At 62.9% G+C, this 16,584-nt stretch carries 15 protein-coding genes and 1 pseudogene; 8 read left to right on the top strand and 8 right to left on the bottom strand.

What is annotated here, in order from left to right:
- Positions 1-895: MFS transporter (locus tag BGO16_RS01775; RefSeq protein WP_292616680.1), on the bottom strand; the 895-nt coding region annotated here is incomplete at its 3' end.
- Between the two features lie 603 nt (positions 896-1,498).
- Between BGO16_RS01775 and BGO16_RS01770 the strand changes: the two genes are divergently transcribed.
- The 7 genes from BGO16_RS01770 (at position 1,499) to BGO16_RS01740 (ending at position 10,034) form a co-directional block, all read left to right on the top strand.
- The gene (locus BGO16_RS01770) at positions 1,499-2,272 is read left to right on the top strand and encodes a MotA/TolQ/ExbB proton channel family protein (protein WP_292616678.1); all 774 of its coding nucleotides are present in this window, start codon (positions 1,499-1,501) and stop codon (positions 2,270-2,272) included.
- A 66-nt stretch (positions 2,273-2,338) separates the two neighbouring features.
- Complete coding sequence (locus BGO16_RS01765) at positions 2,339-3,169, top strand: flagellar motor protein MotB (protein WP_292616676.1); 831 nt, start codon at positions 2,339-2,341, stop codon at positions 3,167-3,169.
- 142 nt (positions 3,170-3,311) lie between these two features.
- Positions 3,312-5,216: a potassium transporter Kup gene (locus BGO16_RS01760; RefSeq protein WP_292616673.1), complete on the top strand. Its 1,905-nt coding sequence runs from the start codon at positions 3,312-3,314 to the stop codon at positions 5,214-5,216.
- Positions 5,217-5,346: 130 nt separating this feature from the next.
- A complete protein-coding gene (locus BGO16_RS01755) occupies positions 5,347-7,272 on the top strand; it encodes a potassium transporter Kup (protein ID WP_292616682.1) in 1,926 nt (641 codons plus the stop codon).
- Positions 7,273-7,361: 89 nt separating this feature from the next.
- Positions 7,362-7,721, top strand: a complete 360-nt coding sequence (locus BGO16_RS01750) for a rhodanese-like domain-containing protein (RefSeq protein ID WP_292616670.1) — start codon at positions 7,362-7,364, stop codon at positions 7,719-7,721.
- A 15-nt stretch (positions 7,722-7,736) separates the two neighbouring features.
- On the top strand, positions 7,737-8,891 hold the full coding sequence (locus BGO16_RS01745; RefSeq protein ID WP_292616668.1) for an aminotransferase: 1,155 nt from the start codon (positions 7,737-7,739) through the stop codon (positions 8,889-8,891).
- A gap of 12 nt (positions 8,892-8,903) precedes the next feature.
- Positions 8,904-10,034, top strand: a complete 1,131-nt coding sequence (locus tag BGO16_RS01740; RefSeq protein ID WP_292616666.1) for a polyamine ABC transporter substrate-binding protein — start codon at positions 8,904-8,906, stop codon at positions 10,032-10,034.
- A gap of 62 nt (positions 10,035-10,096) precedes the next feature.
- Here BGO16_RS01740 and BGO16_RS01735 read toward each other — a convergent pair whose 3' ends face one another.
- The 6 genes from BGO16_RS01735 to BGO16_RS01710 all read right to left on the bottom strand — a co-directional run bounded on the left by BGO16_RS01735 (position 10,097) and on the right by BGO16_RS01710 (position 14,923).
- Complete coding sequence (locus BGO16_RS01735; protein WP_292616665.1) at positions 10,097-11,029, bottom strand: lipid A biosynthesis lauroyl acyltransferase; 933 nt, start codon at positions 11,027-11,029, stop codon at positions 10,097-10,099.
- An 87-nt stretch (positions 11,030-11,116) separates the two neighbouring features.
- The gene (locus BGO16_RS01730; protein WP_292616662.1) at positions 11,117-12,397 is read right to left on the bottom strand and encodes a beta-ketoacyl-ACP synthase; all 1,281 of its coding nucleotides are present in this window, start codon (positions 12,395-12,397) and stop codon (positions 11,117-11,119) included.
- A gap of 26 nt (positions 12,398-12,423) precedes the next feature.
- Complete coding sequence (locus BGO16_RS01725; RefSeq protein WP_292616659.1) at positions 12,424-13,629, bottom strand: beta-ketoacyl-ACP synthase; 1,206 nt, start codon at positions 13,627-13,629, stop codon at positions 12,424-12,426.
- Positions 13,622-14,095, bottom strand: a complete 474-nt coding sequence (locus tag BGO16_RS01720; RefSeq protein WP_292616657.1) for a 3-hydroxyacyl-ACP dehydratase FabZ family protein — start codon at positions 14,093-14,095, stop codon at positions 13,622-13,624. Before BGO16_RS01720 ends, BGO16_RS01725 begins: the two co-directional genes overlap by 8 nt.
- Positions 14,096-14,105: 10 nt before the next feature.
- On the bottom strand, positions 14,106-14,387 hold the full coding sequence (locus BGO16_RS01715; protein WP_011510017.1) for an acyl carrier protein: 282 nt from the start codon (positions 14,385-14,387) through the stop codon (positions 14,106-14,108).
- Between the two features lie 236 nt (positions 14,388-14,623).
- A complete protein-coding gene (locus tag BGO16_RS01710) occupies positions 14,624-14,923 on the bottom strand; it encodes a hypothetical protein (RefSeq protein ID WP_292616654.1) in 300 nt (99 codons plus the stop codon).
- 233 nt (positions 14,924-15,156) lie between these two features.
- Between BGO16_RS01710 and BGO16_RS01705 the strand changes: the two genes are divergently transcribed.
- Positions 15,157-15,783 carry a ParB-like protein gene (locus BGO16_RS01705; RefSeq protein WP_292616652.1) on the top strand — a complete coding sequence of 209 codons (627 nt, stop codon included), beginning with the start codon at positions 15,157-15,159 and terminating at the stop codon, positions 15,781-15,783.
- Positions 15,784-15,821: 38 nt separating this feature from the next.
- On the opposite strand, the pseudogene BGO16_RS01700 reads toward BGO16_RS01705, so the two are convergent.
- Positions 15,822-16,584, bottom strand: a pseudogene (locus BGO16_RS01700) (ATPase); the annotation flags it as partial.

Below are 16,584 nucleotides of genomic sequence, written 5' to 3'. Positions count from 1 at the left end.
CGAACATCCAACTCAGCAGCGTGAAAACGTCCCGACGGTCAGCCAGCCAGCCGCCCAGCGGTCTTGTAATCGCCACGCAGACCACCAGAATTGGCGTGTAGACCGCGACGGCTGTCGTCGGGTCGACATGCCAAAAGTCGACCAGATAAGTGGGCATGGTCGACGCGAAGAAAACCAGCGTACCGAAGGCTACCCAATAAAGAGCGGGAACGAGCCACACCACGACGCCCGAGCGGTAGACGGCGAAGATTTCCTTAACCGAGGTGTTTTTCAGCTTCCGGTTCGGCGGGTCCGACGTGAAGAACATGTAGATTGCCGCCATTCCCAGCGTCGGAATGGCGAAGATCGGGAAGATCATACGCCAGCCGTCCGGATCGCTGGTGTCCAGCACGCTCGTGATGAGGAACGAGACGGCCATCATGCCGACGGTGATTCCGACGTTACCCAGAGCAAAGAGGCCCAGCGCCGTGCCCTGTTTTGATTTGGGGTACCAGGACGACACATGGGCGTTGCCGACCACGAAGCTCGCGCCTCCGAGGCCCAGCATCATTCCCAGGAACAGGAAGGCGATGTAGCTCTCGGCGAACGTCCCCAAAATCAGGACCACCGAAAGGCAAACCAGCAAAATCGTGAAAACCGTCCGGCCGCCGAACTTGTCCGTCCAGATTCCGAGCGGGATGCTGATGGCGGCCGCGAAAAGCGGCTCCATCGCAGCCAGGATCAACACCTGGGTGCTCGTGAAGCTGTACCATTTAATCAGAAACGGGGCGAGTGCGGAAAACATTCCCCAGATCGCGAAACCGAGCGCGAACGCTACGGTCGAAATGCATAAAACCTTCGGGTTGCCCGGCGGCTCCGCCGCCGTCACGTCTGACCCTAAAGCTGAATTTTTCACGGTGGCTCCTGACTAAAGAAATCGCCCTTGCACCAAATTCCAAGCTCCGCTCCGGTTTATGCGTCGTGGAGCGGCTCTCGGAGTCACGCGTCAAGTAGTTTACATAGTATCTGCCGGCGATGTTGACGTCTATCAATATTAGAAAGACCACATCGCTCTTTCGGAAATGGGCTCTTGCCGCCGGATGGTGGCCGCGGGCCGGATTCGAACCGGGTGTCGCGAGCATGCGGAGACATTATCCTGAAGGCCGCGATGGCCGCTGTTAACGCGTCACGGTGGGAAGGCTCCCGCTTGCCCATGGTATTGGACCGTCGCTTCCATTGTCCCCGCAAGGATCAGCCACGTCTTTGATCCTGTTCATGTTTCAAGACCTGGAAGCATCTTCGCCCGGCCTGCTCTAAACGCGGCTTCGGACCTGCCTTGCCAGCCGCGCCGGCGCTTCGATGGAATGAGAACGCCGGCTCGATTGCCGGGGCGCTTCCCGCCGCCGGTTGGCTTTACGCGTCCTTAATTGCGTCAAAGCTATGATGGCGCCGCGTGGCTCAGAACGGGCCGCGCCCCCGTCCAGGACGGCCGGCGGTTCGCGTGCGTTGGAGTTTTCCCATGGATATCATGACGGGTGCCGGACTCGCTTTCGGCATGCTCGTAGTTGCCGTGATGGTCTTTATGGGCGGCGATCTCCATATGTTCGTCAGCGAACACGCTATGATCATCATCTTCGGCGGCGCGACCGCCGCCACCATGATCCGCTTTCCGCTCGGCGCGATTCTCCACGGCCTGCCGCTCGGCGCCAAGTTCGCCTTCACCATGAGCCGGCTGTCGGCGCGCGATCTTGTCGACGAACTGGCGCGGATCGCTGAAATCGCCCGCAAGCAGGGTCCGGTTGGACTCGAAAAGGTCGAGACCAACGAGCCGTTTCTCGCCAAGGGCATTCGTTTCGTCGCGGACGGCTACGACCTCGAATTCATTCGCGACAATCTCGAACGCGACCGTGACAATTTTCTCATGCACCTCGACGAGGGCAGCAAGATCTATCGCGCCATCGGCGATTGCGCTCCGGCGTTCGGCATGATCGGCACGCTGATCGGCATGGTGCAGATGTTCGCCAACATGACCGATCCCTCGAAGCTCGGTCCGTTCATGGCGACCGCGCTGCTGGCAACGCTGTACGGCGCGCTGGTCGCCAACCTGTTCTGCCTTCCGATCGCGGACAAGCTGCACGGCAAGTTGCTCGACGAGGAAACCAACCGCACGTTGATCATCGACGGCATCCTGATGATCCGGGATTCCAAAAGCCCGGCGCTGGTGCGCGAAATGCTGCTGGCCTATCTGCCGGAGAACCATCGTCACGAGGAGGGCGAGCCGGTTCCGGCGTGAGCGGACGGCTCTGATCGCAAACCGGTAGCCGCTTTTGCGGAATAGGCGTGAGTCTGGGATCGAGCGATGGCCAAGAAAAAACGCGGCGATGCGCACGGCGGAGGGCACGGCTGGTTCGTCACGTTCGCCGATCTGATGGGCCTGATGATGAGCTTCTTCGTGATGCTCGTCGCCTTTTCCACGATGGACAATCAAAAGCTCAAGATCGTTGCCGGCTCGATGCGCGATGCCTTCGGCTCCCAGACCGAGGTGCGATATTCCGGGATCGTCGAATCGGACGGCCTGCCGACGCGACCGAAATTGAAGAACGCCGCGCATGTCCCGCCGGAGGAAACCTCCACCACTCCGACCCCCGACGAACAGGAGCGGTCCAAGACCGCGGGCGCGCGGCTCAAGACGGACCGCGAGTTCGCGCTCGCCTCGGCGTCGCTGCGGCAGGCGCTGCAGGACATGCCGGAGCTGACCGAGATTTCCAAGCACGTCATGTTCGAGGAGACCAAGGAAGGCCTCAACCTTGAGATCGTCGACCAGGACGGCCGTTCGATGTTCGCGGACGGGTCCAAGGAGCCTTATGAGCGGACGCGCATGCTGATCAGGAAGCTCGCCGCTCCGCTCAAGGCGACGCCCTTGCGAATTTCGATCACCGGCCACACCGCTTCGAGCTTCATTCCGGCGCGCAGCGATTATGACGGCTTCGACCTGTCCGCGGACCGCGCCAACGCCGTTCGCCAGATTCTCGAACGGGAAGGGTTGCCGCCGAGCCATATCTTCGCGGTCTCCGGCAAGTCGGACAGCATGCCGCTGTTTCCGGACGATCCTTCGCTGGCGGCGAACCGGCGCGTGACCATCACCTTGATGCGCGAGGCGCCGCCGTTGCCTCCGAATTTGAAGCCCTGAGCTACAGTATTATTTTACCAGACGCGGGTTGACTGCCAGACAGATCGAGGTGGCCTGTCAATGCCATTCCTTGGATTGACGGGCCGGTGCTTGTGGGCGATAGCCCCGGATCGAAACCACCATCAGAGCGTTTGCAGAAATCATGGCCGTCAGCGATCCAACCGCCGAAGCCATCGGCGAGGCTTCGGCAAAGACGACCGGTTTTTCGGCGCTGGCGCTCGGAAGCATCGGTGTGGTCTTTGGCGATATCGGGACGTCGCCGCTATATGCGTTCCGCGAGGCCGTCAATCATGCCGCGCAGCAGGGGACGGTGACGCCGGTGATCGTGCTCGGCGTTCTGTCATTGATCCTGTGGTCGTTGTTCATCGTCGTCACCGCCAAGTACGTTCTGCTGCTGCTGCGGGCTGACAACAACGGGGAGGGCGGCACGCTGTCGCTGATGGCGCTCGGGCAGCGGGCGCTGGGGCGGAGAAGCGTGCTGCTGCTGGCGCTTGGCGTGGTCGGCGCCTCGATGTTCATCGGCGATTCCATGATCACGCCGGCGATCTCCGTGCTGTCCGCTGTCGAAGGATTGAAGCTCGCAGCGCCCGGGCTGGACCACTACGTCGTCCCGCTGACGATGCTGATCCTGGTCATACTTTTCGCGGTGCAGAGCCGCGGCACCGCGCGCGTCGCCTCGGCGTTTGCTCCGGTGATGGCACTGTGGTTCGTGACCATCGCGGTTCTCGGCGTCCTGCACATCCATGAGGACCCGAGCGTGCTGTTGGCGGTCAATCCGTGGCACGCTATTCACTTCCTGCTCAACCATGGCCTGATCGGCCTCGTTATCATGGGGCTGGTCTTTCTGTCGGTCACGGGCGGCGAGGCGCTGTATGCCGATCTCGGCCATTTCGGCCGCAAGCCCATTCAGGCCGCGTGGTTCTGTCTGGTGCTGCCGGCATTGCTGCTGAACTATTTCGGGCAGGGCGCACTGATTCTCGCCCATCCCGACGCGATCGAGAACACCTTCTATCGCCTGGCGCCCGCGCCGATGATCCTGCCGCTGGTCGTGCTGGCAACCGCCGCCACCGTGATCGCGAGCCAGGCCGTCATCACCGGCGCCTATTCGCTCATTCGCCAGGCCGTGCAACTCGGCCTGTTGCCGCGTTTCGAGGTCCGCTACACCTCCGAGACCCATGCCGGCCAGATCTATCTGCCGCGTGTCAACTTGCTGCTGCTGGTCGGCGTGCTGCTGCTGGTGCTGTTGTTCCGCACCTCCAGCGGGCTCGCATCGGCCTACGGGATCGCGGTGTCCACGACGATGGTCGCCGACGGCATCATGGGTTTTGTGGTTGTCTGGAAGCTCTGGAACTGGCGCGCGGCGACGGCCGCCGCGCTGGTTGCCCCGCTTGTCGCCGTCGACATGATGTTTTTCAGCGCCAACCTTCTCAAGCTGCTCGAGGGCGCCTGGGTGCCGCTTCTGTTCGGCTTCACGATGGTGGTGCTGATATGGACGTGGCGTCGCGGTACGGCCATCCTTGTCAAGAAGACCCGGCGCACCGAGGTGCCGCTGCTCGACCTCGTCAAGAGTCTTGAAAAACGGCCGCCGCATATCGTCAAGGGCACGGCGGTGTTCCTGACCAGCGATCCGAATTTCGTGCCGACGGCGTTGCTGCACAATCTCAAGCACAACAAGGTCCTTCACGAACACAACGTCATCCTCACCATCGAAACCGCGCAGACGCCGCGTGTCGATCCCGGCGACCGGGTTCGCATGGAGACGATCAGCGAGAAGTTCTCGACCGTCAGCCTCCGCTTCGGGTTCATGGAATCGCCCAATGTTCCGAAGGGGCTGGCGATCGCGCGCAAGCTCGGCTGGCAGTTCGACATCATGGCGACGTCGTTTTTCGTCTCGCGGCGGTCGCTGAAGCCGTCGGCGCATTCGGGCATGCCGCTCTGGCAGGATCGCCTGTTCATCGCGCTGAGCCGCTCCGCCAACGATGCGACGGATTATTTTCAGATTCCGACCGGGCGGGTCGTGGAAGTGGGAACGCAAGTCATTATCTGACCTCCCACGCTACTTCATGCGTTTATCGCATAGCTGAGGCCTGAAATCAGAATAGGTCATGCGTGACGGCACGGACTTATAAGCCCCGGCGCTCCGCATGATGCAGCGCAAGGACCTCGAGGTCTCATCCATGACAAGCGACGGTGCAAGTTCAGCCTCGGCGGTGCCGGCGGCGAATGGATCCGGCGACGCCCATTCCACGGCCGGGTTCAAAGCGCTGATGCTGGGCAGCATCGGGGTGGTCTATGGCGACATCGGCACCAGCCCGCTTTACGCGCTACGGGAGGCGGTCGTTGCCGCCGGTGCGGCAGGAAGCGGAGCGGACCGACAAGCTGTCCTGGGCGTGCTTTCGCTGATCCTCTGGGCGCTCATCGTGGTGGTGACGCTCAAATACGTCCTGATCCTGCTGCGGGCGGACAATCACGGCGAGGGCGGAATCCTGGCGCTGATGGCGCTGGCGCAACGCGCCGCGAGCCGGAGCGGGACCGTCATCGTGCTGCTCGGCATCATCGGCGGCGCGCTGTTCTACGGGGACGCCGTGATCACGCCGGCGCTTTCGGTGCTGTCGGCCATCGAAGGCATCAAGCTGACCACCTCGGCGCTGGACCCCTATGTCGTGCCGATCACGGTAGTGATCCTGCTGGCGCTGTTTGCGGTTCAGTCGCGGGGAACGGCGCGCGTCGCCGCCTTCTTCGGACCCGTGATGTGCGTCTGGTTCGTGATGATCGCGGCCGCGGCCATTCCACAGGTCGCACAACATCCCGAGGTTCTGCTGGCCTTCAATCCGCTCCATGCCATCGGCTTCATGGCCCATCACGGCGTCATCGGGTTCGTCACGCTGGGCGCGGTGTTTCTGGCGGTCACGGGAGCGGAGGCGCTTTATGCCGATCTCGGTCATTTCGGCAAACGGCCGATTCAGACCGCGTGGCTTGCGATCGTGCTGCCATCGCTTGTGCTGAACTATCTCGGACAGGGGGCGCTGGTGATCGCCCATCCTGAAACGATCGAAAATCCTTTCTTTCTGCTGTTTCCAGCGTGGTCGCTGGTGCCGGTCGTGGTCATGGCCACGATCGCGACGGTGATTGCAAGCCAGGCCGTCATCACCGGCGCCTATTCGCTGACGCGTCAGGCGACCCAACTCGGACTGTTGCCGCGATTTGAAATCCGTCACACCTCGGAAGAGCACTCCGGACAGATCTACATGCCTCGCGTCAACATGATGCTCGTTGTCAGCGTCATACTGCTGGTGCTGCTATTCCGGTCCTCAAGCGCGCTGGCCTCCGCCTATGGCATTTCCGTCACGGGAACGATGGTCGTCACCGCGATGATGGGATTCGTCGTCATCTGGAAGGTCTGGAACTGGCCGGCGCTCGCGGCCGCCGCCCTGATCGCGCCGTTCCTGCTGCTGGATCTCACGTTCCTCACGGCGAATCTGTTGAAGGTCTTCGAGGGCGGCTGGATGCCGCTGGCGCTTGGCGGGACGGTGATGCTGCTGATGTATACGTGGCGCCGCGGCAGCCGGCTGTTGTTCGAGAAATCCCGCAAGCTTGAATTTCCGATGCTTGAACTGGTGGAGATGCTGGAAAAGCGGCCGCCGCACCGGGTGCCCGGAACCGCCGTGTTTCTGACCAGCGACCCGGATTTTGCTCCCGCCGCGCTGATGCATAGTCTGAAGCACTACAAGGTGCTTCATGAGAAGAACGTCATCCTCACCATCGAGACAGCGCAGACGCCGCGCATCGAGCCTCGCGACCGGGTGCGGCTTGAGCAGATCAGCGCCACGTTTTCGCGCGTGACGCTGCGCTTCGGCTTCATGGAAAGACCCAACGTACCGAAGGCGCTCGCCATCGCGCGGAAACTCGGCTGGCAGTTCGATATCATGGCGACCTCGTTCTTCCTGTCGCGACGCACGCTCAAGCCGGCCGCACGCTCCGCGATGCCGCTCTGGCAGGACCGCCTGTTCCTCGCGCTGAGCCGGTCCGCCAACGATGCGACCGATTACTTCCAGATTCCGACCGGGCGGGTCGTCGAGGTGGGGACGCAAATCAGCATTTAGCTGGGTGGCGCTTGATTTTATCGGCCCAAGGGGCGACCTTGACGGCTGGACAGCGGGGCCGGTCGGTTTCGACCGGAGTGCGCGTTCGAATGCAAAACGCGAGGGAGGTTGCGTTGGCGGATCGGAATTTTGTGGTTCACGACCTGACGCCGGAAGACGTCTCGAAGGGCGTGGCCGAGGGACGCTATCTGCTGGTTGACGTCCGCGAACCGAACGAGGTTGCCGCTGAGGCTTTTCCGGACGCGGCCGTCGTCGCCCTGTCGGTCTTCGATCCCAAGGCTATCCCCGATCCGCAAGGCAAGCAGGTGGTGTTCGCCTGCCGCTCGGGCAAACGCTCGGTGACGGCGTCGATGATGGCGCAGGCTGACGGCCTTGCCTATGACAAGCATCTCGCCGGCGGAATTCTGGGGTGGAAAGCGGTAGGACTGCCGACGCGAAGCGGCGGCTGAGATTTGACGCCTTCGATGAACAAGGTCTTCGCAGGCCTTCCGGTCACGATCTTCGAGACGATGTCGCAACTCGCGCGCGACAACGATGCCATCAACCTCGGGCAGGGCTTTCCCGACGATCCGGGTCCGGAGGATATCCGGCGCGCGGCGGCCGAGGCCGTTCTCGACGGCTACAACCAGTATCCGTCGATGATGGGAATTCCGCAGTTGCGGCAGGCGATCGCCGCGCATTACGCGCGCTGGCATCGCTTGCCGCTCGATCCGATGAGCGAGGTCATGGTCACCTCGGGCGGCACCGAGGCGCTGACCAGCGCGATCCTTGCCGTGGTCGAGCCCGGCGACGAGGTCATCGTCTTCCAGCCGGTGTATGATTCCTATCTTCCGATGATCAGGCAGGCCGGAGGAATCCCGCGGCTGGTGCGGCTGGAGCCGCCGCACTGGCGATTGACGGAAGACGCGCTTCGCGCCGCCTTCACGCCCAACACGAAAGCGGTTGTCTTCAACAATCCGCTCAATCCGGCCGCCGTGGTTTACCCGCGCGAGGACCTGGAATTGCTGGCGCGGTTTTGTCAGGAATTCGACACGATCGCGATCTGCGACGAGGTCTGGGAGCACGTCGTCTTCGACGGCCGCGAACATATCCCGCTGATCACGATTTCAGGCATGCGGGAGCGCACCATCAAGATCGGCTCGGCCGGGAAGATATTTTCGCTGACGGGCTGGAAGGTCGGGTTCGTCTGCGCCGCGCCGCCGCTGCTGAAAGTGACCGCGAAGGTGCATCAGTTTCTGACCTTCACGACGCCGCCCAACCTTCAGGCCGCGGTCGCCCATGGCCTTGCCAAGCCGGATGATTTTTTTCTCGCAATGCGCAGCGATCTGGCGCGCCGCCGCGATCGCCTGACACGCGGGCTCGGAGACATCGGATTTCCGGTGCTGGCCTCGCAAGGAACCTATTTCCTGACGGTCGATCTCGCGCCGCTCGGCCTCAATGAAACCGACGAAGCGTTTTGCAGACGCATCGTGACCGACCACAAGGTCGCGGCGATCCCGGTATCGGCGTTCTACGAACAGGACGCGGTCACCTCGGTCGTGCGCTTCTGTTTCGCCAAGACCGACGCCACGCTCGACAGCGCGCTGGAGCGTTTGTCCGACGCCGTGCATGCTCTTTAGGACGGTGCAGCGATGATTCCAAATCGACACACATGGCTTTATCGATACGCATGGCTTTGGGTTGCCGCCGCGTTCGCACTCGGTTTCGGCGCGGTATCGTCGCGCGTGCAGGCGGCCGATCGGGTGGTGAATTTCTACAACTGGTCGAGCTACATCGCGCCCGGCGTGCTCGATGATTTCACCAGGGAGACCGGCATCAGGGTGGTCTACGACACGTTTGACGCCAACGAGACGCTGGAGACGAGGCTCCTCGCCGGCAAGTCGGGCTACGACGTGGTGGTGCCCACGGCCTATTTCCTGCAGCGTCAGATCGGCGCGAATATTTTCCAGAAGCTCGACAAATCGAAGCTGCCGAATCTCGCCGATGCCTGGCCGGAGATAACGGCGAAGCTCGCGGTTTACGACCCCGGCAACCAGTACGCCGCGAACTACATGTGGGGCACCACCGGCATCGGCTACAATGTCAAAGCCGTGCAGCGCATTCTTGGACCCGACGGCCGGATCGATAGCTGGAACATCGTCTTCGATCCGGACAAGCTTGCCAAGTTCAAGGATTGCGGCGTCCAGATGCTTGATTCCGCCGACGATATTTTGCCGGCGGCATTGAACTATCTTGGCCTCGATCCGAATTCGACAAGGAAGGATGATCTCGAACAGGCGGCTGCGTTGGTCAGCAAGATCCGGCCTTCGGTTCGGAAATTTCATTCCTCGGAATATCTGAACGGCCTCGCAACCGGCGAGATCTGTCTTGTCGTCGGCTGGTCCGGTGATATCAAGCAGGCACAGAGCCGCGCGGCCGAAGCCCACAACGGCGTCGAGATCGGTTATGCGATCCCGAAGGAGGGCGCGCAGATGTTCTTCGATAACCTCGCGATCCCGGCGGATGCGAAGAACGTCTCCGAGGCCTATGAACTGATCAATTATCTTTATCGGCCCGACGTGGCCGCCAAGAATTCCGATTTCCTGTCCTATGCCAACGGCAATCTGGCCAGCCAGAAGTTGATCGATCCGAAAATCATCAACGACAAGACGATCTATCCGGACGCGGCGGCGATGAAGCGGCTGTTCGTCATCACCGCGCGTGATCCCGCGACCCAGCGTACGATCAACCGGCTGTGGACCCGCGTGAAGACCGGGCGGTGAGCGCGCCGCAGCAATGTGGGCATGACGATGCGCGGCACGATGCAACCTGATCGGTTCGTGCTCTACCGCCAGCGGCGGTGCAGCCACAGCCATTGATCCGGATATTCGCGGATCCAGCCTTCAATCACCGAAGTGACAGCCTGCATCGTGCCCTGCACGTCGATGTCGCCGTTCGCCTCGCGCACCGGCGCGATCTCGTCGGACAGTTCGGCGCGGAAGCGATGGCCGGGCAGGCGGATGATGCGCACGCCGTGAATCGGGCACTCGATCTGCCGCAACAGGCGCGCCAGCATCGGGTTGGCCTTGGTCTTGCGCCCGAAGAACGTGACGTCGACGCCGTTGGTCAGGTACTGGTCGACCAGCATGGCGACGTGCTGGCCGTTTTGCAGCGCGTGCGCCAGTTTGAACGGCGCGTCGCGGCCGGCCGGGATCAGCGTGCCCATGTTGACCGAGCGCATCTGCTCGATCACGCGATCGGCCGATGCGATGTTGGGCCTGCGGTACAGCACCGCCGCGTCGAGTCCGTGCGCGACGGCGGCGACCGCCGGGAGTTCCCAGTTACCGAGATGGCTTGCGAAGATCAGCGCGGGCTTGCCGTCGAGCCGCAGCTTGTGGAACAGTTCGCGGGTGCGCGGTTCGATTTCGACCCGGCTTTGCTCGGGACGGTCGGGATCGAATGCCCAGACGCGATCGAGATGGGCGAACTCCGCGCCGATGCGTCCGAGATTGTCCCACACTCCTGCAAGTATGGTCTCGATTTCCTCTGGTGATTTGTCGGGGAACGCCGCGCTGAGGTTGGCGCGACCGATCTTCTGCTCGCGCAGCATCGGTCCGATCTTCTGCGTGACGCGGCCGAACAGGTTCGCCGTCTTGATCGGGTCGAAATAACGCGTCGTTCGCAACAGGGCGATCGTCAGCGCGCCGATCGTGGCTGCGCCCACGGGTTTGATGGCGTCGCGCAGTCGCGCGCGGGTTCGAAGCAGGAGGCGGCGCATCAGGAAACGATCGCGATGATGCTCGGCGGACGCTCGGAACGCGCCAGGACGTCAGCACACCGGGCAAGGGTCCGCCGCACCGCGCCGTCAGACCGGTTCGCGCGTCAGGATCAGCGACGCGTTCTGGCCGCCGAAGCCGAACGAGTTCGACATCACCGTGGTGACGCGTGCATCGCGGGCCGCGTTGGGAACGACATCGAACGGGATCGCCGGGTCCGGCACGTCGTAGTTGATGGTCGGCGGAATGCGCTGGTGCTCGAGCGTCAGGAGCGAGAACACCGCTTCGACGGCGCCCGCTGCCGAAAGCGTGTGGCCGACCATGGATTTGTTCGACGAGACCGGGATCTGCCTGGCGCGCTCGCCGAACACGGACGAGATGCCGAGATATTCCATCTTGTCGTTTTCCGGCGTGCCGGTGCCGTGCGCATTGATATAGTCGATCTGCTCGATGGTTACGCCGGCATCCGCCAGCGCGTTGCGGACGCATCCGATGATCGGCTTGCCGTCAGGACTCGAGCGTGTGCGGTGGAACGAGTCCGCCAGTTCGCCGCATCCCGCCATGATGCCCAAAATCTTCGCACCGCGCGCGGTTGCCGCTTCATAGCTTTCGAGAACCAGCGCGCCCGCGCCCTCGGCCATCACGAAGCCGTCGCGGTTCTTGGAAAACGGCCGCACCGCCGCGTGCGGGGGATCGTTGTGGGTCGACAGCGCCGACAGCAGCGAGAAGCGGATCAGCGCCTCGGGATTGACCGAGCCGTCGGTCGCGACGCACAGCGCGGCGTCCGCTTCGCTGCGACGGATCGCTTCGACGCCGAGCTGGATCGCGGTTGCTCCCGATGCGCAGGCCGTCGAGAGCGAGATGGGCGAGCCCTTGGTCCCGAAGGTTTCGGCGAGATGATCGGCGACGGAGCCGAACAGGAAGCGGCGGTGATACGTCTTGAATGCGCCGCCGCCGCTGACTCGCAGCATCTGGTCATAGTCGATTTCGGTATCCGTACCGATGACGTGGCCGAGTTCGTGACGCTGCGGCCATTCGAGTTCAACCGGAGCGACCGCGAGGAACAGCGGGCCCGGAAAATCGCCGGCGCGCCCGATGCCCGCCTGCGCGATGGCCTCCTCGGTTGCGATGTCCGCGAGCCGCTCGGAGAGATCGGTCGATGAGAACGGCTCGACCGGGACGAAATCGATGGTGCCGGCCATCGTGGTTCTGAGGCCGTCGGTGGGAAAGCGCGTGATCGTTCTGATGCCGGATTCACCCGCGCACAGCCTGGCCCAGTTATCGGATTTGCCCGAGCCGAGAGATGTCACGACGCCCATGCCCGTGACGACAACGACGGGCCTGCCGGATTTGTCGCGCATTGCGGTCATGTTTTCCCCTGTCGAATGAGCCCGGTTCAGCGGATCGCTTCGACCAGCGCCATGCCTTCGCCGCGCCAGTGACCGGCTCCGATCACGACAATCTGGGCCGGCGGCGCGGCCATATCAATCTCCTGATCCGATGAATCGTCCGGCGCAAACAGCGCCCCGCGCGACAGCGACAACGCGGCAACGGCCAGTCCGAGCGGAAACTGCGCTTCCAGGGTGTGACCGAACATCGTTCCGGTCGCGCGGACCGGGAGGTTAGAATGGGCGCGGAGGAAGGCGCGCTCTTCGGAGGTAACCGGCTCGGCGCCGGTGGCGCCGGTAATGATCGCGGTTGCCTCCGTGGGGCTGCCGAGTTTCGACCACAGCGATTCCAGCGTCGAGGTGACCTCGCCCGGGCGTTTGCGCCGTGCATGGTCGGCGACGATACTGGTCAGGCGCGCAAACGGCTTCGCGCCGCGGGCCTCGGCATGGGCGCGGGATTCGATCACCAGGAAAGCGCCGCCGGATCCGAGCGCGAAACCGCTGCTCTGCTCACGCATCCAGACCGGCGCGAATTTTTCTTTCAGGTTGAAGTCGCCGAATTCGTAGAGGAGGAGCAGGTCTTTCCGCTCGCCATTGTGAGCGGCACCGACGAGCGCGATGTCGCTCTGGCCGGCGGCGATACGAGCCAGCGCGATGCGCACCGCATCGACGCCGGCGGCTTCCTCGCCCATGAAGGTGCGCGACGAGCCGGTCACGCCGTGGACGATGGCGATGTTGCCGGCGAGAAGGTTGGACAGTTGCGCCAGAAAGAGCGTCGGCCTCAACTCGTTCATCAGCCGCTCGTTGAGAAAGCCGGGCGCCGCGTTGCCCTTGGCCGCGGCGTTCAGGATTCCGGCGTCGACAACGAGGTCGCGTTCGCCCCCGCCCGCGGCGACGATCATGTCCATTCGCGCCAGGATATCCGCATTGCCTTTGACGCCGGCGGAATCGAGCGCCAGTCCTGCCGCATATGTGCCGATGCGCTGCCAGGCTTCCATCTGGCGCTGGTCGCCCTTTTTCGGAATCTGCGCGTCGAAGCTGACCGGCGCCAGCGGATGAACGACATGGGGCGCGAAGTTCTTCTCGTCGGCGTTGATGCGGCGCTGGTTCAGCGCCTCCCAATGCGCGTCGAGACCCTCGCCGAGCGAGGTGGCTAGGCCGATGCCGGTGATCCAGGCTTCGATCGGCTTTGGATGCGATGATGTCTCAGCCATGAGCGATCATCTGTTGCGGAAACCCGATGCGGCCAGCCATGGCCTCCATGTGCCCGCGCAAATCCGCGTTCGGGAAAGCGGCGATGCCGAACGTGATCGTCGCGTTGCATCGCGGTTTGCCGCCGACGCTGACTTTGGCCTGGGTCATGGCGTAACCGGAGCCTTCGTGAACCACGCTCGCCTCGATGCGCAGGAGTTCGCCGGGAGTCACAAACCTTCGCATTTTGGCTTCCTTGACCGCGGCGAGGAACGGCATGCGTTCGAACTTCATCAGGGCGATCAGCAACCAGCCAGACGCCTGCGCCATCGACTCGATCAGCAGAACGCCCGGCATCAGCGGATATCCGGGGAAGTGGCCCTCGAAGATCGTGCTTTGCTGGGGTACCTGGGCCTCGACCGCGATTGTTTTCTCGCCGATGTCGAGGTCGGCAATGCGGTCGATCAGGTGAAAATATGCGAGATCCATGGCCGCGCGATTAGGCGCCCTTGGCGGCGACCAACTCGTCGATGCGCGCGCTGAGATTTTTCAGGACGAAATATTGTTCGGTCGTCGCCTTGCCGTCGTTGACCTCCTGCGTCCACTTTTCCAGCGGCAGCTTGATCCCGAACGCCTTGTCGATCGCAAATGCGATATCGAGAAAGTCCAGGCTGTCGATTCCCAAATCATCAATGGCGTGGCTTTCGGGCGTGATCGTATCGCGTGGAATGTCGCAGGTTTCCGCGATGATGGTGGCGACCCGATCGAATGTGGAAGACATCTTTAAGCCTTTGATAGATTGGAGATAAATGTCGTACCGATGTTCGACGGCGGCGTCGGCTCCGCAACAGCCAGCCCATCTTGCGGAGTCGAGTGCCCATATATCGGAGCGCTGTCCCGAGTTCAATGGCGCCAGGTCTTCCGCAAAGCCGTATTCCGCAGCCGAATCAGGGCTCTTGATCCTCGCAGCCTATCATCATTGGGAGGGTGTGCTGCGTGAGCAATCCTGAAGCTCCGTCAGGGCGCGGTCCCGATCATGCGCAAGTCGGCGATGCTCATGGCCAGCCACAGACCGACGGCGGTCAATGCAATCGTGAAGGCGACCGCTGCCGCATTCGCAAGCATCCGATGGCGGAAGTCGTCCGGCTGCTCAGGAGGCTGTTGATTGCGCGGCAAGTGATTGCGCGGCGAGGGGGCGGGGGAGTCGTCTCGGGCGGAATTCGGCGGCGGCCGGTCAGGCGCTCCCGCAGCGCGGCGCGGCCGGAACTGGAGCACGATGTGCTCGCTCTCCAACGTCTTGGGTCGCTGTGTTCCCATCGGGCAGCTCCGCAGGATCAGCTATAATCATAGCACATTGCGCACGGTCAGGGGTATGGAAAGTTTGCGGGCCAGTGACCTTCCCCGCGCTGCGAAATTTGAGGGGTGTCCGGCTTCCGGTTCTGCCCTGGCAGATCATCGCCGGGGGCCGACCAATTTCGACAATTTCGATGTCGGCGGTGTGATGCCATAATCAGGCGCATCGGTTTTTGCTTTCTTCCGGAGCGCCGACCATGACGAATATCCGCGAGCCCGTCCTGCAGCCAATTCCGATCCTGTCGCTTCGTCCGACGCAGATGACTGTCGGGATGCGCGAGGTGCAGGAAAAACGCCAGCGCTGGCGCGCTCACCAATCGAAGAAAAAACAGGCGAAGCTGCTGGGCGAGCATATGATCCCCGTGGTGCTCGGCCCCGATCAGCGCCATTACGTCATCGATCATCACCACCTTGCACGGGCGCTTCACGAAGAAGGCGTAAAGGATATCCTGGTTACCATTGTCGCCGATTTGACGATGGTCGATCAGGACGCGTTCTGGGTGGTGCTCGATAATCGCCGGTGGGTCTATCCCTACGACGCGAAGGGAAAGCGGCATCACTTCAAGGACATTCCGAAGTCGGTCGCCGGTCTGAAAGACGATCCGTTCCGCAGCCTTGCCGGCGAACTACGGCGGGTCGGCGGCTACGCCAAGGATACCACCCCGTTCAGCGAATTTCTCTGGGCTGACTATTTACGGCGAAGGGTCGCACGCAAAGTCGTCGAAGCCGATTTTGCGAAGGCGATGGAGAAAGCGCTGGCGCTGGCGAAGAACGCGGAAGCGGTCTATTTGCCTGGATGGTGCGGACCGGCGCCTGACGGTTGACGTCATCCCGGCGGCCGTCCTGTCGGATAATCAAGGCTCTATCGCAACGGTCTCTTCAGAAGCGTGAAACGGTCGGGATCGAGGCCGAGCGAAGGCTGCAGCATCGGCGCGTCCAGCATGCGCGCGGCCGGCTTTTCCGTGGGGCCGATGTCGTTGGGCGCATCGCGATGCGAGGTTGCGCCGCGCCAGCGCTCCAGAACGGCGTCGACGAATTGCGCGTCGTGGCCGGGCGCGTTGGAGGGCACGGTCGAGATCGTGGCCTCGCTGCGCGGCAATTGATGCGCCGGAACTTCCTTGAAGCGCAGCCTCGTGGGAAGCGCGACGCCTTCGCCGAAGGCAAGCACCTCGCGGGTACCGAGCGAGGGTACGAACGAGAGCAGGTTCGCCGCCGCGTCCGAGACCGCCGAACGCAACAGCGCCTGGTCGCGCTCGTTGGCAAGCCGCATCGTGAACAGCGTGTTGCACTGGGAAATGATGGTGGCGTCGAGTTCGGCCGGGCGCTGCGTCACCAGGCCAAGATAGACGCCGTACTTGCGGCCTTCCTTGGCGATGCGGGAAATCGCCTTGCGGGTCGGGCCGAAGCCGATGCTGCGGTCGGCCGACGCATAGCGGTGGGCTTCCTCGCAGACGAACAGCAGCGGCGAGACGCCGTCGCTCCACAGGCCGAAGTCGAACGCCATGCGGCAGAGGACCGACACCACGGAATCGACGACCTCGGCGGGGAAGCCCGCAAGCTGCATGATGGTCATCGGCTTGCCGTTGGCGGGCAGGCGGAACAACAGGCTGACGACCTCGGCCATG

The sequence above is a fragment of the Nitrobacter sp. 62-23 genome (assembly GCF_001897285.1).
Lineage (GTDB): Bacteria > Pseudomonadota > Alphaproteobacteria > Rhizobiales > Xanthobacteraceae > Nitrobacter.
The sequence above is the reverse complement of the archived record's forward strand: the minus strand, read 5'-3'. Positions and strand labels throughout refer to the sequence as shown.